Genomic DNA, 21,881 nt, shown 5'->3' with positions numbered 1-21,881 from the left:
CCGGCAATCTGTTCCCCGCCGGTTACCTGGCAGCCTCTCAAGTGCCCCTCCGGAACGCCTTTTTACTTCTTGATCAGCCCCTTCGACCGGAGATAGTCGCCTGCCGCATCGGCCGGCTTGGCGCGCTCCGCGTCGACCTTACGGTTCAGTTCCGCGAGGTCCTCGGTGCTGAGCACCTCGGTGAGCTTCCCGAGCGCCTCGGCGATCTCCGGCGCTCCCGCGTCCTTGGCATTGAGAACCGGAAGGACGTTGTCCGCGTTCTGCAGCTTCTTGTCGTCCTCCAGGAAGACCAGCCCGTAGGAGTCGAGCACGGCGTCCGTGGTGGTCGTGAGGACCAACTGGTCCTTGCCGTCCTTGACCGCCTGCTTCGACTGCGGCGTGCCGACGCCCTTGGGGTCGATTCCGGTGACGTCGATGCCGTACGTCTTCTTCAGTCCGGGCGCGCAGAACGGGCGCACCTCGCACTCGTCGCCCGCCGCGATCTTCACCTTGATCTTCGATTCACCGAGATCGGAAAGCGTCTTGAGGCTGTTCTTGTCGGCGAATTCCTTCGACACCGCGAAGGCGTTCTGGTCGACGGCCTCGCCCGCCGGAAGGACCTTCAGTCCGAGCGGCCCGGCGAGCTCCTCAAGGGCCGTGACGGTGGCCGCCACGTCCCCCGAGGCGACCGGCTTCTTCTCCGCCGCGTCCGCTCCGTTGACCTTGGCGTTCAGGAATTCCGCGAGGGTCGCCGCGTATTCCGGTACGACGTCGATCTCGCCCTTCTCCAGCGAGGGCTCGTACAGTTCACGGTTCTTCACCGTGGTGATCGAGGCGTCGTACCCGGCGTCGCCGAGGACCTGGGCGTACAGCTCGGCGAGCACCTTGGACTCGGTGAAGCCGGCGGCGCCCACGACCAGCGCGCCCTTCCCGGAGCCGGAGCCGGCGCCGGCTCCCGTGTCCGAGCCGCCCTTCTCCTTCTCCAGGCTGTCGCCGCCGCAGGCGGCGAGGGAGCCCGCCAGCACGACCGCTCCGATGACCGCACCCGCTATGCGCGAGGTCCTGCTCATGTTGTTCTCCGTCCGGGAAAAATGGTGTGCACAGTTCGAGAAATCCGCGCGCTCATACCGTCCGGCGGCGGCGCAGGGGCGACAGCAGCCGGTCCAGCGCCACGAGGACGCCCTCCACCACCAGGGCCAGGAGGGCGACCAGCACGGCGCCCGCGAAGACCTGCGCGGTGTCGTAGGTGTTGAAGCCGGCGGTGATGATCCTGCCCAGGCCGCCGAGACCCACCATCGCCGCGATCGATGCGGTGGCGATGACCTGGACGGCGGCGGAGCGGAGGCCAGTCATGATCATCGGGTAGGCGAGGGGGAGCTCGACCCGCAGGAAGAGCTGCGTGCCCGACATCCCCATGCCGCGCGCGGCCTCCAGCACCGATCGGTCCACCTCCGTCATCCCGACGTAGGCGTTGGTCAGCAGCGGGGGCACGGCGAAGAGCACCAGGGCGATGATCGTGGGCAGATAGCCGGAGTTGCGGAGCGGCGTCATCATGAAGAGAGCCAGCACCGCGAACACGGGCACCGCCCGGCCCACGTTGGAGAGGTTGACGGCGAGTCCGCCCCCCTTGCCGACATGCCCGAGGTACAGCGCGATCGGCAGGGCGATGAGGCAGGCCACCGCGAGGGCGACCCCGCTGACGTACAGGTGCTCGGCCAGCCGGTGCGCCGCCCCGCCGTCCCCCGACCAGTTGGCGCCGGTGGTGAGCCAGGTCCATGCCTCCCCTATGACTCCCATGGATCAGCCGGCCTCCGTCTTCGCGATGCCCGGCACGCCGGGCGCCCTCGCGGGCGTCCGTATGCGGGTCCAGGGGGTGAGCAGACGCTGCACACCGAGCAGCAGCAGGTCCGCCGCCACCGCGAGCAGCACGCAGAGCACGGAAGCGGTGAGCACCTGGGCCTTGAAGAAGCTCGGCAGCGCGTCCTCGATGAGATTGCCGAGTCCGCCCTTGCCGACGAGGGAGCCGACCGTCGTCAGCGCCACCGTCGAGACCGTGGCGATCCGCAGGCCGGCCATCAGCGCCGGGAGCGCGAGGGGAAGTTCGACCTCCCAGAGCAGCCGGACCGGGCCGTACCCCATGCCCGTCGCGGCCTCCCTGGCCTCCTGCGGGACGGCTTCGAGGCCCGCCAGGATGTTGCGTACGAGGATGGTCAGCGAGTAGAGCACCAGGCCGGTGACCACGAGCGCCGCGGAGAGTCCGAACAGCGGCAGCAGCAGCGAGAACATCGCCAGGGACGGCACGGTGTAGAGCACGGTGGTCAGCCCCAGCACCGGGCCCGCGAAATGCCGGCCGCGGCGCGCGAGCAGCGCGAGCGGAAATGCCACAGCGAGCCCTATCAGCACGGAAGCCGCCGTGATCCAGATGTGCTGGACGGTCGCCTCGGCCAACTCATGGCTGCGGGAACGCAGATACTCTCCGCAGATCCAGTCGTTCGCCACCAGGCAGTTCTGTCCGGCCATCCGTCCCCACCTCCTGTTTGCCGTCGCGATGCCGTCCCGGGTCCGGTCCTGGAAGACCCTATCCCCGACCACCGACAATCGCCGAGGCTGTCGTATTCCGGCAACATGGCCTTCACAGAACCCGCGTCACAATGGGGAATCATGATCCGTTTCGAGCACGTCACCAAGCGGTACGAGGACGGCACCACCGCCGTCGACGACCTTTCCTTCGAGGTCGCCGAGGGTGAACTGGTCACGCTCGTCGGACCTTCCGGCTGCGGCAAGACGACCACCATGAAAATGGTGAACCGTCTGACCGAACCGACCGACGGCCGGATATTTCTCGACGGGGACGACATATCGGCCATCGACCCCGTCAGGCTCCGCCGCCGTATCGGCTATGTGATCCAGCAGGTGGGCCTCTTCCCGCACAAGACGGTCCTGGAGAACACGGCTACCGTCCCCCATCTCCTGGGCTGGGGAAGGGAAAAGGGCAGGAAGCGCGCGAGCGAACTGCTCGATCTGGTCGGACTCGATCCTTCCGTATATGGCGGCCGCTATCCCGAGCAGCTTTCCGGTGGTCAGCGTCAGCGCGTGGGCGTGGCCCGGGCCCTGGCAGCCGACCCGCCGGTCCTGCTGATGGACGAGCCTTTCGGCGCGGTGGATCCGGTCGTACGGGAAAGGCTGCAGAACGAATTCCTGAAACTGCAGGCGCAGGTCCGCAAGACCGTCCTCTTCGTCACCCATGACATCGAGGAGGCCGTCCGTCTCGGCGACCGGATCGCCGTGTACGGGCACGGACGCATCGAGCAGTTCGACACCCCGGCCACGGTGCTCGGGGCTCCCGCGACGCCGTACGTCGCCGACTTCGTCGGGGCGGACCGCGGGCTGAAGCGGCTCTCGGTCACACCCATCGAGGAGAGCGACCTGGACCAGCCGCCGGTCGTCCATCTCGACGACCCGCTGGCGAAGGCGACCGCACGGCTGCGGGCCGACGGCGCGCGCTGGGCGGTCGTCCTGGACGGCCAGGACAACCTGCACGGCTGGATCCCGGCGGGTGACGGAAGGACGGGCGACGGGACGACGGCCGGGGGCACGGTCCGTGAGCACGCCCGGCGCATGGAGGCCTGGCTCCCGCTCGGCGCTCCGCTCAAGCAGGCCTTCGCCACGATGCTGCAGCACGACGCGGGCTGGATCGCCGTCATCGACGAGGAGGGCGCGGGCCGGTTCCTGGGCGTACTCACCCCGGCCCGACTCCACGAGGCCCTGCGCCGCTCGATCGACGCGGACGCGCAGGCCGTGCCGCGTGCCGACGTCGCCGTGGAGACCGTCGCGGGCGTCACCTCCCGCTGACGGAGCGAGCAGCCGGCACCGCCATCCGGCTCAACGGCGGCGGGCGGATCCGGGCGGCGGATCCGGGCGGCGGACCGGACGCGGGGTCTCCCGACGCGGGGCCCCACGGGCCGGTGCCCGCCCGGCCCGGCGCCACGTCCGGTGACGGTCACCGCACCGGGGCGGCCCGACCTCCCCCGTGCCGGGCCTAGGCTGGTCGCATGAGTACGTTGCGAGGACGGGGCACGGTTCGGGGTCTGCCGGAGTGGGACCGCTGCGCGGTCATGGGAGTCGTCAATGTGACGCCCGACTCCTTCTCCGACGGCGGTCGCTGGTTCGACACCACGGCAGCGATCAAGCACGGCCTCGAACTGGTGGCCGAAGGTGCGGACCTGATCGACGTCGGGGGTGAGTCGACCCGCCCGGGCGCGAGCAGGGTGGACGAGACCGAGGAACTGCGACGCGTGATCCCCGTCGTGCGGGGACTGGCCTCCGAGGGCGTCACCGTCTCCGTGGACACCATGCGGGCCGTCGTGGCCGAACAGTCCGTCGCCGCCGGCGCGGCGCTGGTCAACGACGTGAGCGGCGGCCTCGCCGACCCGGGCATGATCCCGGCCGTCGCCGACGCCGGAGTGCCGTTCGTCGTCATGCACTGGCGCGGCTTCAGCGAGTCGATGAACAGCCGGGCCGTCTACGGGGACGTCGTCGGCGAGGTCGTCGCCGAGCTCCGCGAGCGCATGGAGGCCGTGATCGAAGGCGGGGTCGCGCCCGAGCAACTGGTGATCGATCCGGGGCTCGGCTTCGCCAAGGACGCCGCCCAGGACCTCGCGCTCGTCGCCCACCTCGACCGGCTGCGCGAGCTGGGCAGGCCCCTGCTCGTCGCCGCCTCCCGCAAGAGGTTCCTCGGCCACGTCCTGGCGGCCGAGGGCGCGGCCCCGCCACCGGCCCGTGAGCGGGACGCCGCGACGGCCGCGGTCTCCGCCCTCTCCGCCGCCGCGGGTGCCTGGGCGGTCCGGGTGCACGCGGTACGGCCGACGGCGGACGCCGTCCGGGTCGCCCGGGCCGTCGAGGGTGCCGCGTGAGCGCCGCGCGCGACGAGCACGAGGAGGCAGCGGCGGACATCGCCGCGGTCGAGCAGGCGAACACCGCCTTCTACGAGGCGATGGAACGCGGCGATCTCGACGGGCTCTCGGACCTGTGGCTGCCCGGCGAGGACCTCACCGTCTCCTGCGTCCACCCGGGCTGGCCGGTCCTCACGGGCCGCGGCGAGGTGCTGCGGAGCTACGCGCTGATCATGGCCAACACCGAGTACATCCAGTTCTTCCTGACCGACGTCGGGGTCGCGATGACAGGGGACACCGCCCTGGTGACCTGCACCGAGAACATCCTCAGCGGGGGACCCGCGGAGGAGGGCAGCTCGCTCGGACCGCTCGTCGGCCAGCTCGTCGTCGCCACGAACGTGTTCCGGCGCACACCGGACGGCTGGAAGCTCTGGTCCCACCACGGTTCACCCGTACTGGCGGAAACCGGTGAGGAAGAGGACGAAGAACCGACCGTCTGAGCGGACGGGACGGATCGCGGGGATTGGGCTCCCCGATCACCGGGTATACGCGGCTTCCAACCCCCTGCCGGGCCGGTCCGCGCCCCCGCGGGCGGGAGCTGTCGGTGCTCGCGGGTAGATTCGAAAGACGGCACCTCACCGCCCGCACGCGGCCGGGTGCCTCAAGAGACGACGAACAGCAGGAGTGATTCGCGTGGATCGTGTCGCGCTGCGCGGCCTCAAGGCCCGTGGGCACCACGGTGTCTTCCCCAGGGAACGGGAAGAGGGCCAGACCTTCATCGTGGACCTGGTGCTCGGTCTCGACACCCGCCCCGCGGCAGCCGCCGACGACCTGTCGAAGACAGTTCACTACGGCGTGGTCGCGGAAGAGGTCGTCGACGTCATCAAGGGTGAGCCGGTCGATCTGATCGAGACGCTCGCGGAACGCATCGCGCAGCAGTGCCTCAAGCACGAAGGGGTCCAGGAGGTCGAGGTCGTCGTCCACAAGCCGGACGCCCCCATCACGGTCCCCTTCGACGACGTGACCATCACCATCACCCGGAGCCGAGCATGACTGCATTTTCCACCGAGGGGCAGAGCGACCCGACCGTACAGCCGGTTCCCGCAGCCGTGGTCGAGCAGGTCGACGCTGCCGACGTCACCCTCTCCAACCCGAAACGGGCCGTGATCTCCCTCGGCTCCAACCTCGGCAACCGCCTCGAGACGCTCCAGGGGGCCGTCGACGCCCTGGAGGACACCCCCGGGCTCCGGGTCAAGGCGGTCTCCCCGGTCTACGAGACGGAGCCCTGGGGCGTCGACCCCGGTTCCCAGCCGTCGTACTTCAACGCGGTGATCATCGTGAAGACGACCCTGCCCCCCTCGTCGCTGCTGGAGCGCGGCCAGGCCATCGAGGAGGCCTTCGACCGGGTCCGCGAGGAGCGCTGGGGTCCGCGCACGATCGACGTCGACATCGTGTCCTACGCCGACGTGGTCTCCGACGACCCGCTGCTGACCCTTCCGCACCCGCGCGCCCGCGAGCGCGCCTTCGTCCTCGCCCCATGGCACGACGTGGACCCGGAGGCCCAGCTGCCCGGCGCCGGACCGGTCGCCGACCTGCTGGCCGGTGTCGGCCGCGACGGAGTGCTTCCCCGGCCCGACCTGGAACTCCGTCTCCCCGAGTAGTCGTTAGGCTCAAGGACGACCGTCCGCGGGCGGCGACACGGGCAACGGCGACGAAGGGCGGCACTCTCGGTGAAGCAACTACGGCTCGGCCTCCTGGCCGGACTCTTCGCCGGAGCCGGCGTGCTGTCCTGGGGCGCGGCCCGCCTCTGGGACGCCCTGGGGACGCTGCCCAGCGTGCCGCTCGCCGCACCCGTCGTGCTGGCGGTGATCGCCGTGGTCCTGCTGGCGACCGCGCTGTCCTTCCGTTCCCGCCTGCGCGCCCAGCGGGAGCGGCGTCCCGGGGCCAAGGGCGTGGAGCCGATGATGGCCGCGCGCGCACTGGTCTTCGGCCAGGCAAGCGCGCTCGTCGCCGCGCTGGTCGCCGGGATGTACGGCGGCACCTGCGTCTTCCTGCTCAGCCTCCTGGATGTCCCGCCGCGCAGGGATCAGGCCATCTACGCGGGCAGCGCCGTCGTGGCCGGCGTCGCGGTCGTGGCCGCCGCCGTCTTCCTCGAGCGGGTCTGCAAGCTTCCGGACGACGGGGACGACGAGCGGAACACGGCACAGGCCGCCTGAGAGGCGTCCACGGCCGGCCTCAGTCGGCCACCGGGTTCTCGATCAGGGTGACGCGGTTGCCGTCGGGATCGTGGACGGCCGCGAACCTCACTCCGCGTGCACCCGGCTGGATCTCCCCTGCCCTGATCCCCCGGCCGGCGAGGTCCGAGAGTGCCCGGCCCAGATCGTCGACGACCAGGTTCACCAGCGTCCCGCCGGCCTGCTCGGGCGACTCGAACACCTGGAGCCAGGCGTAGGGCGAGACGTGCCAGTCGGCCAGCCCCTCCATGGGCCGCGCATCGGCCGGGCGGCCGAACAGCCTCTCGTACCACTCCACCGCCGGCTCGATGGCCATGACGGGGGCCACGGCGAGCACATGAGTGAACGGCATCGGAGCTCCTCTCCTGGTGGACCCGGCCCATCCGGCCGGATCTCCACCACGGTCGACTCCCCCTACGCCCGGAACTCATCGCCGCCGCACGTCCCGGGCCCCGGCGGCCCGCCCCGGCCGGTCAGCGCGCCATGATGAGGCTCATGGCCTCGGCACGCGTGGCCGAATCACGCAGTTGGCCACGGACCGCGGACGTGAGCGTCTTCGCTCCGGGCTTGCGGATGCCACGCATCGACATGCACATGTGCTCGCACTCGACGACCACGATGACCCCGCGCGGCTCCAGGATCGCCATCAGGGACTCGGCGATCTGCGTGGTGAGCCGCTCCTGGACCTGCGGCCGCCGGGCGTAGACGTCGACCAGCCGCGCCAGCTTCGAGAGACCGGTGATCTTGCCGCTGGTCGCCGGGATGTAGCCCACGTGCGCGACCCCGCGGAACGGAACCAGGTGGTGCTCACAGGTGCTGAACACCTCGATGTCCTTGACCAGCACCATCTCGTCGTGGCCGAGGTCGAACGTCGTCGTGAGGACGTCCTCGGGCTCCTGGTGGAGGCCCGCGAATATCTCCTTGTACGCACGTGCCACACGGCCCGGCGTCTCACGCAGGCCCTCGCGGTCGGGGTCCTCACCGACCGCGATCAGGAGCTCCCGGACGGCGGACTCGGCCCGCTTCTCGTCGAAGACGCCGATCGAACCCTGGCCGTCGAGCGTCACCGGGTCGGTCATTCTGTGCCTCGTTCCTTGGTGCAGTCACATGCGCGGACCCGCCCGGCTCTCACGGAACGGTGCCAGGCACAGCGCAGACATACGAAAAAGCCGCGCCCCCACAGGCTAGAACCTGGGGGGCGCGGCATCCATTCCGGGCCTGGTGGAGCCCCCGTGACAGGGGCCACACCGGGGCGGGCAGGGTCAGCTCTCGGGACGGTCCTCGGGGAGGGCCTCCGTGGGCGTGCCGGTGCTCTTCGTCATGTCCGTCGGAGCGATCTCCGGAGTACCCGAACCGTTGGCGGAGCCGTTGGTGAGGGCGAGCTCCTTGGGAGAGAGCACGGGCGGACGCGTCGACGGAGTGCGCCGGGCGGAACCGGTCCACGCCGGGCGAGCCGGGCGCTTCACGATCGGGGCGAAGATCTCGGCGATCTGCTCCTTGCCGAGCGTCTCCTTCTCGAGGAGCTCCAGGACCAAGGCGTCGAGGATGTCGCGGTTCTCGACGAGAATCTCCCACGCGTCGTTGTGCGCGGTCTCGATGAGCTTCTTGACCTCCTCGTCGACGAGCGCCGCGACCTCTTCCGAGTAGTCGCGCTGATGGCCCATCTCCCGGCCGACGAACGGCTCGGTGTTGTCTCCACCGAACTTGATCGCACCGAGGCGCTCGGTCATGCCGTACTGCGTGACCATCGCGCGGGCCGTGGCAGTGGCCTTCTCGATGTCGTTCGCAGCACCGGTCGTCGGGTCGTGGAAGACCAGCTCCTCGGCCGCACGCCCGCCCAGCATGTACGCCAGCTGGTCGAGCATCTCGTTACGCGTCGTGGAGTACTTGTCCTCCTCCGGGAGCACCATCGTGTAACCGAGGGCGCGGCCGCGGGAGAGGATCGTGATCTTGTGGACCGGGTCCGACTGGGGTGAGGCCGCCGCGACCAGGGCGTGTCCGCCCTCGTGGTACGCGGTGATCTTCTTTTCCTTCTCGGACATGATCCGGGTCCGCTTCTGCGGTCCCGCCACGACGCGGTCGATGGCCTCGTCGAGCATGTGGTTGTCGATCAGCTTCTTGTTGCTGCGCGCCGTGAGGAGCGCCGCTTCGTTCAGCACGTTCGACAGGTCGGCACCGGTGAAGCCGGGCGTACGACGGGCGACCGCGTTGAGGTCGACGTCCTCCGCGACCGGCTTGCCCTTCTGGTGCACCTTGAGGATCTCGAGGCGGCCCTGCATGTCCGGACGGTCGACGGCGATCTGCCGGTCGAAGCGCCCGGGACGCAGCAGCGCCGGGTCCAGGATGTCCGGCCGGTTCGTGGCGGCGATCAGGATGACACCGCCCTTCACGTCGAAGCCGTCCATCTCGACGAGCAGCTGGTTGAGCGTCTGCTCGCGCTCGTCGTGACCGCCGCCCATGCCGGCACCGCGGTGCCGCCCGACGGCGTCGATCTCGTCGACGAAGACGATCGCCGGAGCGTTCGCCTTGGCCTGCTCGAAGAGGTCACGGACACGGGAGGCACCGACGCCGACGAACATCTCGACGAAGTCGGAACCGGAGATCGAGTAGAACGGGACGCCCGCCTCACCCGCGACCGCGCGAGCGAGCAGCGTCTTACCCGTACCGGGCGGCCCGTACAGCAGGACACCCTTGGGGATCTTGGCGCCGACGGCCTGGAACTTCGCCGGCTCCTGGAGGAATTCCTTGATCTCGTACAGTTCCTCGACGGCCTCGTCCGACCCCGCCACATCGGCGAACGTCGTCTTCGGCGTGTCCTTGGTGATCAGCTTGGCCTTGGACTTGCCGAACTGCATGACCTTGGAGCCGCCGCCCTGCATCTGATTCATCAGAAACAGGAACACGACCACGATCAGGACGAAGGGCAGCAGCGAGAGAAGGATCGAGACGAACGGGGACTGCTTCGACGGCGAGACGGTGTAACCCTTCTCGATGTCACCGCTCTCGAACTTCTTCTGCAGTGTGTCGGCGAGCTCGACACCCTGGTTGCCGATGTAGCTCGCCTGGAACTTGCTGCCGGACTCGCCGTCGAGCTTCTGCTTGTCCTTCAGCTCGATCTTCAGGATCTGTTCGTCACCGGTGGTCAGCTTGGCCTGCTCCACCTGGTTCTTGCTGATCGCCTGGATCACCTTGCCGGTGTCCACCGTCTTGTAGCCGCCGGACGAGCCGACGACCTGCATCAACACGACCACGGCGAGGACGGCCAGCACGATCCACATGACCGGCCCACGGAAGTATCGCTTCACGTCCATCCATACGGAGCGAAGTCGCCCCGTCCCTCCTGCCCGTAGGTAAATGCTGCTGTGAGAAAAGAGTGTGCTTCGGACGGTACCCCAGCATTGTCACCCGTGACCGCAGGGGACGTATGACAAACCCGTCCTCGAAGGCTCCAACGGCGGGAACACCACGAGGGTTCCCGGGAGTCCGGCCGGGTTCGGCCGGGCCCTGCCGGGGCGGTTACCTCAACCGCCGTAGACGTGGGGGGCGAGCGTGCCGACGAAGGGAAGGTTGCGGTACTTCTCGGCGTAGTCGAGTCCGTAGCCGACGACGAACTCGTTCGGGATGTCGAAGCCGACCCACTTCACGTCGATCGCGACCTTCGCCGCGTCCGGCTTGCGGAGCAGCGTGCAGACCTCCAGGCTCGCGGGTTCACGCGAGCCGAGGTTGGTCAGCAGCCAGGACAGCGTCAGACCGGAGTCGATGATGTCCTCGACGATCAGGACGTGCTTGCCCTTGATGTCGGTGTCGAGGTCCTTGAGGATGCGGACGACGCCCGAGGACTGGGTGCCGGCGCCGTACGACGAGACGGCCATCCAGTCCATGGTGACGGGGGTGGACAGGGCCCGGGCAAGGTCCGCCATGACCATCACCGCGCCCTTGAGGACACCGACGATGAGCAGGTCCTTGCCCGCGTACTCCGCGTCGATCTTCGCTGCGAGCTCGACGAGCTTCGCGTCGATCTCTTCCTTGGTGAGGAGCACCGACTGAAGGTCGGTGCCCATGTCCTTCTCGTTCACCCGCGTCTCTTTCTCTGCCTTGCCGGACCCGGACTGTTCCCCGGGCCGGACCGGCGTTTCGCCTGCATGTCAGCCGCTTGCGCTTCAGCTCTGCCGAATCACCAGTCTGCCACCCTGCCGCCGTACCTCGACGCGGCCGGGCAGGTTGATGGCCCCCTGGCCCCGCCAGCCGGTGATGAGCCGGTCGACTTCCTCGATGTGGCGGGCGAAGAGCGAACCCGCGGGGGATCCCGCGTCGATCACGGCCCGGCGCAGCACCCGGCGGCGTACCGCGGGCGGCAGCACGGAGAGCTTGGCGCACTCCAGCCGTCCCGCGTCGTCCAGCACGGAACGGGCGGCCTCGGCGGCCCAGGTGTCGAGGGCGTCGGCGTCGTCGCGGGAGAGCTGGGCCGTACGGGCGAGTGCTTCCACGACACCCTTGCCCAGCGCCTTCTCCAGGGCGGGCAGGCCTTCGTGGCGGAGCCGGGAGCGCGTGTAGGCGGGATCGATGTTGTGGGGGTCGTCCCAGACGGGGATCGACTGGACCAGACAGGCCTTACGTGCGGTCTGCCGGTCGAGCTGGAGGAACGGGCGCCGGTAGCGTCCGGCGGGGCCCGAGGCGGCGGCCATCCCCGAGAGCGAGCGGATGCCCGAACCACGGGCGAGGCCCAGCAGGACGGTCTCGGCCTGGTCGTCGCGGGTGTGGCCGAGGAGCACGGCGAAGGCGCCGTGGCGCTCCGCCGCCGCGTCCAGTGCGGCGTACCGGGCGTCTCGGGCGGCGGCCTCGGGACCGCCGTCGCGGCCGACGCGCACGGCGACGGCCTCGACCGGGTCGAGCCGCATCTCGGCGAGACGGGCCACGACCTCGTCGGCACGGAGTCCGGAGCCGGGCTGCAGATTGTGGTCGACGGTGATCCCGCCGGCACGGACGGGCAGCTTGCGCGACTCGAAGGCGAGGGCGGAGGCGAGAGCCATGGAGTCGGCGCCCCCGGAGCACGCGACGAGCACCAGCGGGGTGTCCGGCCGCTCGGGGAGCCCGGAGCGGCGCGCGCCCGCGCCCGCTTCGGCGAACTCGGCGTGTCCCGCCTGTTCGGTCCGACGGTTGAATTCGGTGACGACGTCGTGGAGTACGCGGCGGACCGCCAGGCGTATCGCCGCGACCGCAGGATGGGGACCCATGTCCGGTGCCCTTCGGGTGAAGTTTTGGGGGGTGCCTCGGAGCGCTCGGGACGGAGTCCCGTCACTCAGAGTGCGTCGATGGTGACAGAGCCAAGCCGTCCATCGAGCATTGCACGCCTCCCCACACCCTTATGGTCCCCCGGATGGGTGATTGGGGAGGCAATCTTCTGCCTCCGGACCGGCCAAGATCACGAATCTGCCTTACGGTGCACCCGCGCCACCCAGTCCGCCGGTGCGGCGATCTCGGCCTTCGTGGGCAGGGTGTTGGGAGAGGTCCACACCCGGTTGAAGCCGTCCATACCGACCTCGTCCACCACTGCCCGGACGAACTTCTCGCCGTCGCGGTACTGGCGCAGCTTGGCGTCGAGCCCCAGGAGCTTGCGCAGCGCCAGGTCCAGCCGGCTCGCGCCGCGCGCCCTGCGCCGCTGGAACTTCTCCCGGATCTCGGCGACGGAGGCCACCACGTCGGGGCCCACCCCGTCCATCACGAAGTCGGCGTGCCCTTCGAGCAGGGACATCACGGCGGTGCAGCCAGGCCCAGGATCTCGCGCTGGGCGGGCGTCTGGACGATCTCGACGAGGCTGCGCCCGCCGTCGTCGCCCTCCTCGCCCTCGGGGCGGCTGCCGCCCGAGAACGCCTGCGCGGCTTCGCGGAGGCGTTCGAGCACGGTCATCGGGTCGACGTCGGTCTCGTCGAGGAACGACTGGATTTCGCCCCGCAGATGGTCGCGGAGCCATGGGACCCCGGTGAACTGGGTGCGGTGCGTCTCCTCGTGGAGCGCCACCCAGAGCCTGAAGTCGTGCGGATCGACCTCGAGTTCCCGCTCGACGTGGACGATGTTGGGGGCGACCAGCAGCAGCCTGCCGCCTCCGTCGGAGGACGCGGGCAGCTCGCGGGTTGCGGGGGCGAAGGTCTCGTACTGGCCGAGGACCCTGGACGCCAGGAACGACAGCAGCATGCCCAGCTCGACGCCGGTCACCTTGCCGCCGACCGCGCCCAGCACCGCGTTTCCGGGGCCGCCGCCGCGGCGGTCCTGCATCTTCCCGAGCAGGGGGCCCAGCAGTTCACGGAAGCCCGCGACGTTGGCCCTGATCCAGCCCGCCCGGTCGACGACCAGGACCGGGGTGTCCTCGGGTTCGTGCCCCTCCGGGATCATCCGGGTGAACGAGCGGACGTGCTCCTCGGAGGCCTTGGCATGCCGCCGTAGCTCCGCGACGACGGCACGGGCCTCCTCACGGCTGATCTCGGGACCCGGCCGCACGAACCGGGTCGCGGTCGCGACCGCGAGATTCCAGTCGACCATCTCGGCACCACCGATGCTCGTCATGCGTCAACCGTACGTGAGGTGGTCGCCCCATGGTGGGGTGTCAGCCGCTCACCCGGTGCCTTTGGTGAGGGTGGTGGCCAGGGTGTCCAGCGATGCCTCCGCCTCGGCCGGGGACGTGGTCCCCGAGGCCAGGAACGCGAAGGCCAGGAGCCGGCCCTGTGCGTCGACCGCGGTCCCGGCGAGGCTGTTCACCCCGGTGAGGGTGCCGGTCTTGGCCCGGATCAGCCCGGTCGCCGGGGAGGTCGCGGTGTAGCGGTCACCGAGCGTGCCGCTGAATCCGGCGACCGGGAGACCCGTGAGGACGGGCCGGAGTTCGGGGTGGTCGGGCCCGGCGGCGAGCGCGAGCAGCCCGGCAAGGAGGCCCGCGCTCACCTTGTCCGCGCGGTCGAGTCCGCTGCCGTCCGCGAGCCGGGCTCCGGCCAGCGGCATGCCGAGCCTCTTCAGCTCCGCGGTGGAGGCGCGACGGCCGCCGGCGAAGGAGGCGGGCTCCCCGGCCTTCAGAGCGGTCTGGCGGGCCAGGGCCTCGGCGATGTCGTTGTCACTGTTGGTCAGGGCCCGTTCGACCAGTGCGGAGAGCGGCTTCGACCGGTGCGTCGCCACCGTCCGTGATCCCTCCACGGCCTTCCCGGACGCGGCTGCGGACCGGGTGGCGACACCGGCGTCACCGAGCAGGTCCGCGAAACTGCGTGCGGCGTCACCCGCGGGATCCTCGCTCCGGGGAGCCGGCCCCCGGTCGCTCCCGTCGAGGCGGCCCTCGTCGACCATGAGCGCGCTCATCGGTGCGATGTTCTCGTTGGGGCCGATGGGGTGGCGGGCCGGACCCGAGTAGCGCGAGGTGTCGTACATCAGCCGCACGGGCCCCGTGCCGCCGTCCCGCAGGGAGCGCGCGGTGTCGGCGGCCAGGGAGCGCAGGGCGGCCTTGTCCAGGGTGGGGTCCCCGCCGCCGACGAGGGTGAGCGTCCGGGAGTCCGGGGACAGCTCGACCGTCGTCGCGATGCGGTAGTCGGGACCGAGCGCGGAGAGCGCGGCGGCGGTCGTGGCGATCTTCACCGTGGACGCGGGGGTCATGGGAGTGGTGGCGCCCCGTGCGTACAGCTGCTTGCCGGTGGCCGCGTCGACGACCACGGCGGTGCGTACGGAGCCGAGTGCGGGCGTGTCCAGCAAGGGATCGAGCGCGGTCCTCAGACCGCTCGCGCCCGCCGGGGTGAGTCCATCGGTGACGCCGAGCGCGCTCAGGACGGCAGGCGCGCTCGGGGCGGGCTCCGGGCCGTCGGGCGTGTTCCCTTCGTGATGTGCGCCACCTGAGCGCTGCAGGGCGACCGCCCGGTCGCGCTCGGCCTTACGCTGACCGGAGTCCCAGGGACCGGCGGCCAGCACGGCACCGGCGGCGACCACCAGGCCGAGCACCGCGGAGCCTGCGGCGAGCCGGCGGTTCCCCGACCCGCTTCCGCGCTTCAGGTACTCCGGGGCTTTCCACCTGCCCCACCCGTTCAACGGCTCGTCCGTCGGTCTCTCCACCGGCTCGGCCACCGTTGACCAGCCCCTTTCGCGAGCACTCATCTGCGTGAGGGACACTTAACCACCAGTCGTATGTGTTGATCATGGAGGAGCCACCCGTGGAGTTCGACGTCGTTATCGAGATTCCGAAGGGTTCGCGGAACAAGTACGAGGTGGACCACGAGACCGGTCGGATCCGTCTGGACCGTCGACTCTTCACCTCGACCAGCTACCCGGCTGACTACGGTTTCGTCGAGAACACCCTCGGCGAGGACGGCGACCCGCTGGACGCGCTGGTCATCCTGGAGGAGCCGACGTTCCCCGGCTGCCTCATCAAGTGCCGCGCCATCGGCATGTTCCGGATGACGGACGAGGCCGGCGGCGACGACAAGCTGCTGTGCGTCCCGGCGTCCGACCCCCGGGTGGAGCACCTGCGCGACATCCACCACGTGTCGGAGTTCGACCGCCTGGAGATCCAGCACTTCTTCGAGGTCTACAAGGACCTGGAGCCCGGCAAGTCCGTCGAGGGCGCCGACTGGGTCGGCCGCACCGAGGCGGAGGCCGAGATCGAGAACTCGTACAAGCGCCTCGAGGCGCAGGGCGGCAAGCACTGACGCAGTTCCTCCGGGTTCCGCTTGACGGCGGGACGGCGTGGATCGCGGTACATGGGGCCGACCGGCCCAGCTGACCGTACGGACAACGGGCGGCGCACCTTCACCGGTGCGCCGCCCGTTGCGTGTGGTGCCCATGTCCGTGCCCATACTGGGCAGAAGCGCTCCCGTGACGAGCGGTCGAGGAGGAACGAGGTCGAGTGGTGGCGGAACAGGGCGGTCCCGAGGACCAGAAGCCCCAGTCCGACGAGGCGCACAGCGCGTTCGTCCCGCCCGCCGGGCTCGATCAGCCGACGGCTCCCCCGGAGGACGACCACCCCACATCGGAATTCGCTCTTCCGGCCGGCCTGCACAACGATCCGTCGGCGGCTTCGGGCCAGGGGCAGGGTTCCGCTTCCGGGTCGGGGCAGGGCTCGGGGCCTGATTCCCTGTCGTCCGCCTTCGTCCCGCCGAGCGGGTACAACGCGCAGCAGCAGCCCGCGTTCACCCCGGCGCACGGCATTCCGATGGTCCGGCTGACCAAGGAGGCCCCCTGGCAGGACCGGATGCGCACGATGCTCCGGATGCCCGTGTTCGAGCGGCCGGCACCCGAGAGCGTGCAGAAGACCGACGACGCGGGGCCCGCGGTACCGCGCGTGCTCGACCTGACGCTCCGTATCGGTGAGCTGCTGCTCGCGGGTGGCGAGGGCGCCGAGGACGTCGAGGCGGCCATGTTCGCCGTGACGCGTTCGTACGGGCTCGACCGCTCCGAGCCGACGGTCACCTTCACGCTGCTGTCCATCTCGTACCAGCCGTCGCTGGTGGACGACCCCATCACGGCCAGCCGTACGGTGCGCCGGCGCGGCACCGACTACACCCGGCTGGCGGCCGTGTTCGGGCTGATCGACGACATCACCTCGGCGGAACACGTCGAGGTGTCGCTGGAGGAGGCCTACCGGCGACTGGCGGAGATCCGGCGTAACCGCCACCCGTATCCGGGCTGGGTGCTGACGGCCGCCGCCGGCCTGCTCGCGGGCTCGGCATCGGTGCTGGTCGGTGGTGGTGTGCTGGTCTTCCTCGTGGCGGCGGCGGGCGCGATGCTCGGCGACCGGCTGGCCTGGCTCTGCGCCGGGCGCGGGCTGCCCGAGTTCTACCAGTTCGCGGCGGCGGCCATGCCCCCCGCCGCGATGGGCATCGCCCTGACCCTCACCCACTCGACCGATGTGCGGCCCTCCGCGGTGATCACCGGTGGGCTGTTCGCGCTGTTGCCCGGGCGGGCCCTCGTCGCCGGGGTGCAGGACGGCCTGACCGGCTACTACCTCACCGCGGGGGCCCGGCTCCTGGAGGTCATGTACTTCTTCATCGGCATCGTGGCGGGCGTGCTGCTGATGCTCTATCTGGGGGTCCAGCTCGGCGCCGAACTCAATCCGGAAGCGCGCTTCGAACCCAACGACCGGCCGGTGCTCCAGATCCTGGTCTCGATGACCCTGACGCTGGCCTTCGCCATCCTGCTCCAGCAGGAGCGCTCCACCGTGCTCGCGGTGACCCTCAACGGGGGCGTGGCCTGGATCATCTACGGGGCGATGGCGAGCACGGGCAAGATCTCGCCGGTCGCGGCGACGGCGGTCGCGGCCGGCCTCGTGGGGCTCTTCGGCCAGTTGTTCTCGCGCTACCGCTACACCTCGTCGCTGCCGTACATCACGGCCGCGATCGGCCCGCTGCTGCCGGGTTCGGCGACCTACTTCGGACTGCTGGGTGTCGCGCAGAACGAGGTGGACACCGGCCTCACCTCGCTCTTCACGGCTGTCGCCACGGCGCTGGCGATCGCCATCGGGGTGAACCTGGGAAGCGAGATCTCCCGGCTGTTCATGCGGGTGCCGGGCGCGGTCGAGGGCGCGTCCCGCCGGGCGGCCAAGCGAACGCGCGGCTTCTGACGGACGGACGGCGCCCCTGTCCCCGCGTGGGGACAGGGGCGCCGTCCGTGCGTGCGCGGTGGGTCAGCGCCTGTCCTGCCAGCCGTACCGACCCGGGTCGTCCTCCTGGCCGTCGCCCGGGCGGGCCGCGGGCCGGTCACCGTACGGGTCGCCGTCGGTGTACTCACCGGGGCGACCGGGCCGGCCGTTCGCGTACCGGCCGTCGTGTCCGGCGCCGTACTGGCCACCCTGACCGGCCTCGTACTGACCGCCGCCGTGCTGGCCTCCGTCGTACTGCCCCTGAGGGGCGCCGTACTGTCCGCCCTGGTCCGGGGCGCCGTACTGTCCGCCCTGGTCCGGGGCGCCGTACTGGCCGCCCTGGTCCGGGGCGCCGTACTGGCCTCCGTCGTACTGGGCACCCTGGCCGCCGGCGTACTGACCGCCGTACTGGCCGCCCTGACCGGCCACGTACTGGCCGCCGCCGTACTGCCCCTGAGGCGCGCCGTGCTGACCGCCCTGGTCCGGGGCGCCGTACTGTCCGCCCTGGTCCGGGGCGCCGTACTGTCCGCCCTGGCCCGGCGCGCCGTATTGACCGCCCTGGCCCGGCGCGCCGAACTGACCGCCGGAGTACTGGGCACCCTGGCTGCCGGCGTACTGACCGCCGTACGGGGTGTCCTGGCCGCCGTACTGGCCGCCTGCCTGCTGCCTTCCGCCCTGGCCGTACTGGTCCGCCTGGCCGCCGCCGTACCCGCTGTCGCCGTACTGGGCGCCCTGGTCGGTGCTGCCGTACTGGCTGCCGTACGCGCCGCCGCCGTACGGGGCGGCCCGGTCGCCCGTGTACTGGTGGGCGGCAGGGCCCTGGCCGTCCTCGTCCGTTCCGCCGTGGGGGCCGGCCGCGGGTCCGCCGTCCGAGGGGCCGTGGTCGTCGCCCTGCTGCGCTGCGCCTTCCTTCTTGGACTTGCTCCGGGCGCGCAGGAACTCGATCAGGATCGGCACCACGGAGATCAGCACGATCAGGATGAGGATCATCTCGATGTTCTCGTGCACGAAGTCGATCTTGCCGAGGGCCGCCCCGAGCAGCGTCACGCCGACGCCCCAGAGGATGCCGCCGATGATGTTGAACGTGATGAAGGAGCGGTAGTCCATCCGGCTCACACCGGCGATGATCGGCGTGAACGTCCGGACGATGGGCACGAAGCGGGCCAGCACCAGCGACTTCGGGCCGTACTTCTCGAAGAACTCGTGGGCCTTCTCGACGTTCTCCTGCTTGAAGAGCCGGGAGTCCGGGCGCTTGAAGAGGGCCGGCCCCACCTTGCGGCCGAAGAGGTAGCCGACCTGGTCGCCGATGATCGCCGCCAGGGCGACCAGGACGCAGACCAGCCACAGGGGGTATTTGAGGTCGCCCGTCGTCACCAGGAGGCCCGTGGTGAACAACAGGGAGTCGCCGGGCAGGAAGAACCCGATCAGCAGTCCGGACTCGGCGAACACGATGAGCAGGAGGCCGGGCAGCCCGAAGGTGTTGAGCAGATAATCCGGGTCCAGCCAGCTCGGGCCGAGCGCAAGCGTATTCAAGGGTCCGGGCTCCAGGGTTGGTCGGTGTGCGCGGCTGCGTGGCCGCCCCAAGCTATCAACGCTGCGACGGACGCCTGGGTTCCACTGGCGTAAGCGAGGATGCGCACGGAACGAACCGGGGCAAAGCTTTCCGCAGGAGGTGCCACATCATGGGCATTGAGGACTACGGCGGCGGACAGACGGCCCGGGCGGACGTCCTGGTCGTCACCACGAACGACGTTCCCGGCCACCAGGTGACCGAGGTCATCGGCGAGGTGTTCGGACTCACGGTCCGCTCCCGCCACCTCGGCAGCCAGATCGGTGCCGGTCTGAAGTCGATGATCGGCGGTGAGCTCAAGGGGCTGACCAAGACGCTGGTCGAGACCCGCAACCAGGCGATGGAACGGCTCGTCGACCAGGCCAGGGCCCGCGGAGCGAACGCGGTGCTGATGATGCGCTTCGACGTGAGCGAGGCGGCGGACGTGGGCACCGAGGTCTGCGCCTACGGCACGGCCGCCGTGATCAGCCCGTCCTGATCCGCCCTCCTCTCCCCCTCGCCGTCCGTTTCCCCGTCCACCCCCCGGAGGCCCCCGCATGCCCACGTCCGTCAACGTCGCCGTCATCTACTACTCCTCCACCGGCACGATCTCCACGATCGCCAAGGCCATGGCCGGGTACGTCGAGAGCGCCGGAGCGCATGTGCGTCTGCGCAAGGCCGCCGAGCTCGCTCCCCAGGCGGCGATCGACTCCAATCCCGCCTGGGCGGAGCACGCCCGGGCGACCGCCGACATCCCCGAGGTCTCGCCGGACGACATGGTCTGGGCGGACGCGGTGATCTTCGGTACGCCGACCCGGTACGGAAACGTCACGGCCCAGCTCAAGCAGTTCCTCGACACACTGGGAGGGCTCTGGCAGGCGGGGCAGCTCGCCGACAAGGTCTACAGCGGCTTCACCGCCAGCAGCACCGCCCACGGCGGACAGGAGTCCACCCTGCTGGCGCTGTACAACACGATGTACCACTTCGGCGGAATCCTGGTGCCTCCCGGCTACACGGACCCCTCGAAGTTCGTCGACGGCAACCCGTACGGCACCTCGCACGTCTCCGGCCAGGGCGACATCCCGGTCGGCGAGCAGACCCTGACCGCCGCGCGGGTCCAGGCCGAGCGTGTCGTGAAGTTCACCCGGGCCGTCAAGGCCGGACTCGCGGCAGAGCACTGAGGAGACGGCTCACGATGGCACTCCACCAGGGACGGCACGGCAGGCCCGCCCCGTCCGAGGAACACCGCAGACTCGCCCTCAACCCGTTCTTCGGGGAGGCGGACCCGACCGCGCCGATGGTCGCGGCACCACCGACGCACCGGCTCCCGGACGACCCGCTGCCGCCGTCGACCGCCTACCGGCTCGTCCACGACGAGCTGATGCTCGACGGGAACTCCCGGCTCAACCTCGCCACCTTCGTCACCACCTGGATGGAGCCCCAGGCCGGTGTGCTGATGGGCGAGTGCCGGGACAAGAACATGATCGACAAGGACGAGTACCCCCGCACCGCCGAGCTGGAGCGGCGCTGTGTGGCGATGCTCGCCGACCTCTGGAACGCGCCCGATCCGGCGTCCACGGTGGGCTGCTCGACGACGGGCTCCAGCGAGGCCTGCATGCTCGCGGGCATGGCGCTGAAGCGGCGCTGGTCGTCGAGGAACGCGGACCGTTATCCGGCGACGGCACGGCCCAACCTGGTGATGGGCGTCAACGTGCAGGTCTGCTGGGAGAAGTTCTGCACGTTCTGGGAGGTGGAGCCGCGCCAGGTCCCGATGGACGGTGAGCGTTTCCACCTGGACCCGCAGGCGGCCGCGGAGCTGTGCGACGAGAACACCATCGGCGTCGTCGGGATCCTCGGCTCCACCTTCGACGGTTCCTACGAGCCGATCGCCGATCTCTGCGCGGCGCTGGACGACCTCCAGGAACGCACCGGACTCGACATCCCGGTCCATGTGGACGGCGCGTCCGGGGCGATGGTCGCCCCGTTCCTCGACCCGGACCTGGTCTGGGACTTCCGGCTGCCCCGGGTGTCCTCGATCAACACCTCCGGGCACAAGTACGGTCTGGTCTACCCGGGTGTGGGCTGGGCCCTGTGGCGCTCACCGGCCGAGCTGCCCGAGGAGCTGGTCTTCCGGGTCAACTACCTGGGCGGCGACATGCCGACCTTCGCGCTGAACTTCTCCCGGCCCGGCGCGCAGGTGGTGGCGCAGTACTACACGTTCCTGCGGCTGGGCAGGGAGGGCTACCGGGCCGTGCAGCAGGCATCCCGGGACATCGCGCGCCGGCTCGCCGTGGAGTTCGAGGCCCTGGAGGACTTCAGGCTCCTGACCCACGGCGACGAGCTTCCGGTGTTCGCGGTGACGACGAAGCCCGACGTGCGGGCGTACGACGTCTTCGACGTGTCGAGGCGGCTGCGGGAGCGCGGCTGGCTGGTGCCCGCGTACACCTTCCCCGCCAACCGCCAGGACCTCTCGGTGCTGCGGGTCGTCTGCCGCAACGGCTTCTCCTCGGATCTCGCGGAGCTGCTGCTGGACGACCTGCGCGGGCTGCTGCCCGAACTGCGCGCCCAGCCGCATCCGTTGCACCGCGAGCCCGGGGTCCAGACGGCGTTCCACCACTGAACCCCGG

At 70.3% G+C, this 21,881-nt stretch carries 21 protein-coding genes and 1 pseudogene; 11 read left to right on the top strand and 11 right to left on the bottom strand.

All coding sequences use genetic code 11. The features are described from left to right. Positions 1-62: 62 nt before the first annotated feature. From P8A20_RS19790 to P8A20_RS19780, 3 genes are read right to left on the bottom strand one after another with little or no spacing between them, the layout of a single operon-like run. Positions 63-1,049, bottom strand: a complete 987-nt coding sequence (locus tag P8A20_RS19790) for an ABC transporter substrate-binding protein (RefSeq protein ID WP_306103957.1) — start codon at positions 1,047-1,049, stop codon at positions 63-65. A gap of 52 nt (positions 1,050-1,101) precedes the next feature. After that, entirely contained in the window at positions 1,102-1,776 is a 675-nt protein-coding gene (locus P8A20_RS19785) for an ABC transporter permease (protein WP_147958851.1), read from the bottom strand. A 3-nt stretch (positions 1,777-1,779) separates the two neighbouring features. Beyond that, complete coding sequence (locus tag P8A20_RS19780; protein ID WP_147958850.1) at positions 1,780-2,499, bottom strand: ABC transporter permease; 720 nt, start codon at positions 2,497-2,499, stop codon at positions 1,780-1,782. A 141-nt stretch (positions 2,500-2,640) separates the two neighbouring features. Here P8A20_RS19780 and P8A20_RS19775 point away from each other — a divergent pair, with 141 nt between their 5' ends. The 6 genes from P8A20_RS19775 to P8A20_RS19750 all read left to right on the top strand — a co-directional run bounded on the left by P8A20_RS19775 (position 2,641) and on the right by P8A20_RS19750 (position 7,087). After that, complete coding sequence (locus P8A20_RS19775) at positions 2,641-3,831, top strand: ABC transporter ATP-binding protein (RefSeq protein ID WP_147958849.1); 1,191 nt, start codon at positions 2,641-2,643, stop codon at positions 3,829-3,831. Between the two features lie 200 nt (positions 3,832-4,031). Next, positions 4,032-4,892, top strand: a complete 861-nt coding sequence (gene folP, locus P8A20_RS19770) for a dihydropteroate synthase (protein WP_147958848.1) — start codon at positions 4,032-4,034, stop codon at positions 4,890-4,892. Continuing rightward, on the top strand, positions 4,889-5,371 hold the full coding sequence (locus tag P8A20_RS19765) for a nuclear transport factor 2 family protein (RefSeq protein ID WP_147958847.1): 483 nt from the start codon (positions 4,889-4,891) through the stop codon (positions 5,369-5,371). The genes folP and P8A20_RS19765 overlap by 4 nt, the downstream gene beginning before the upstream one ends. A 193-nt stretch (positions 5,372-5,564) precedes the next feature. Next, positions 5,565-5,924 carry a dihydroneopterin aldolase gene (gene folB, locus P8A20_RS19760; protein WP_147958846.1) on the top strand — a complete coding sequence of 120 codons (360 nt, stop codon included), beginning with the start codon at positions 5,565-5,567 and terminating at the stop codon, positions 5,922-5,924. Next, positions 5,921-6,532: a 2-amino-4-hydroxy-6-hydroxymethyldihydropteridine diphosphokinase gene (folK, locus tag P8A20_RS19755; RefSeq protein WP_306103956.1), complete on the top strand. Its 612-nt coding sequence runs from the start codon at positions 5,921-5,923 to the stop codon at positions 6,530-6,532. Before folB ends, folK begins: the two co-directional genes overlap by 4 nt. Positions 6,533-6,601: 69 nt before the next feature. Next, positions 6,602-7,087 carry a DUF3180 domain-containing protein gene (locus P8A20_RS19750; protein ID WP_147958844.1) on the top strand — a complete coding sequence of 162 codons (486 nt, stop codon included), beginning with the start codon at positions 6,602-6,604 and terminating at the stop codon, positions 7,085-7,087. Positions 7,088-7,106: 19 nt separating this feature from the next. On the opposite strand, the gene P8A20_RS19745 is transcribed toward P8A20_RS19750, so the two are convergent. The 7 genes and pseudogenes from P8A20_RS19745 to dacB form a co-directional block, all read right to left on the bottom strand. Next, on the bottom strand, positions 7,107-7,457 hold the full coding sequence (locus tag P8A20_RS19745) for a VOC family protein (RefSeq protein ID WP_147958843.1): 351 nt from the start codon (positions 7,455-7,457) through the stop codon (positions 7,107-7,109). 121 nt (positions 7,458-7,578) lie between these two features. Continuing rightward, complete coding sequence (folE, locus tag P8A20_RS19740) at positions 7,579-8,184, bottom strand: GTP cyclohydrolase I FolE (protein WP_147958842.1); 606 nt, start codon at positions 8,182-8,184, stop codon at positions 7,579-7,581. Between the two features lie 183 nt (positions 8,185-8,367). Continuing rightward, on the bottom strand, positions 8,368-10,416 hold the full coding sequence (gene ftsH / locus P8A20_RS19735; protein ID WP_306103955.1) for an ATP-dependent zinc metalloprotease FtsH: 2,049 nt from the start codon (positions 10,414-10,416) through the stop codon (positions 8,368-8,370). A gap of 210 nt (positions 10,417-10,626) precedes the next feature. Then, entirely contained in the window at positions 10,627-11,166 is a 540-nt protein-coding gene (hpt, locus tag P8A20_RS19730; RefSeq protein ID WP_014155504.1) for a hypoxanthine phosphoribosyltransferase, read from the bottom strand. A gap of 99 nt (positions 11,167-11,265) precedes the next feature. After that, on the bottom strand, positions 11,266-12,339 hold the full coding sequence (gene tilS / locus P8A20_RS19725) for a tRNA lysidine(34) synthetase TilS (RefSeq protein WP_147958840.1): 1,074 nt from the start codon (positions 12,337-12,339) through the stop codon (positions 11,266-11,268). Between the two features lie 188 nt (positions 12,340-12,527). Continuing rightward, positions 12,528-13,666: pseudogene (locus P8A20_RS19720) on the bottom strand (Rv3626c family coenzyme F420 biosynthesis-associated protein). A 48-nt stretch (positions 13,667-13,714) separates the two neighbouring features. Continuing rightward, entirely contained in the window at positions 13,715-15,196 is a 1,482-nt protein-coding gene (gene dacB, locus P8A20_RS19715) for a D-alanyl-D-alanine carboxypeptidase/D-alanyl-D-alanine endopeptidase (RefSeq protein WP_306105173.1), read from the bottom strand. 86 nt (positions 15,197-15,282) lie between these two features. Here dacB and P8A20_RS19710 point away from each other — a divergent pair, with 86 nt between their 5' ends. After that, the gene (locus P8A20_RS19710) at positions 15,283-15,777 is read left to right on the top strand and encodes an inorganic diphosphatase (protein ID WP_147958838.1); all 495 of its coding nucleotides are present in this window, start codon (positions 15,283-15,285) and stop codon (positions 15,775-15,777) included. Between the two features lie 197 nt (positions 15,778-15,974). Next, positions 15,975-17,687, top strand: a complete 1,713-nt coding sequence (locus tag P8A20_RS19705) for a threonine/serine exporter family protein (protein ID WP_147958837.1) — start codon at positions 15,975-15,977, stop codon at positions 17,685-17,687. Positions 17,688-17,750: 63 nt separating this feature from the next. Here P8A20_RS19705 and P8A20_RS19700 read toward each other — a convergent pair whose 3' ends face one another. Continuing rightward, entirely contained in the window at positions 17,751-19,238 is a 1,488-nt protein-coding gene (locus P8A20_RS19700) for a DedA family protein (RefSeq protein WP_147958836.1), read from the bottom strand. A 149-nt stretch (positions 19,239-19,387) separates the two neighbouring features. On the opposite strand from P8A20_RS19700, the gene P8A20_RS19695 reads away from it, so the two are divergent. The 3 genes from P8A20_RS19695 to gad are packed head-to-tail and all read left to right on the top strand — an operon-like array spanning position 19,388 to position 21,874. Continuing rightward, positions 19,388-19,753, top strand: a complete 366-nt coding sequence (locus tag P8A20_RS19695; protein WP_147958835.1) for a YbjQ family protein — start codon at positions 19,388-19,390, stop codon at positions 19,751-19,753. A gap of 58 nt (positions 19,754-19,811) precedes the next feature. After that, complete coding sequence (gene wrbA / locus P8A20_RS19690) at positions 19,812-20,435, top strand: NAD(P)H:quinone oxidoreductase type IV (RefSeq protein WP_147958833.1); 624 nt, start codon at positions 19,812-19,814, stop codon at positions 20,433-20,435. A gap of 14 nt (positions 20,436-20,449) precedes the next feature. Then, positions 20,450-21,874, top strand: coding sequence for a glutamate decarboxylase (gad, locus tag P8A20_RS19685; protein WP_306103954.1), 1,425 nt, complete (start codon positions 20,450-20,452; stop codon positions 21,872-21,874). Positions 21,875-21,881 lie beyond the last annotated feature (7 nt).

It is taken from the genome of Streptomyces sp. Alt3 (genome assembly GCF_030719215.1).
GTDB classification, from domain to species: domain Bacteria; phylum Actinomycetota; class Actinomycetes; order Streptomycetales; family Streptomycetaceae; genus Streptomyces; species Streptomyces glycanivorans.
The sequence above is the reverse complement of the archived record's forward strand: the minus strand, read 5'-3'. Positions and strand labels throughout refer to the sequence as shown.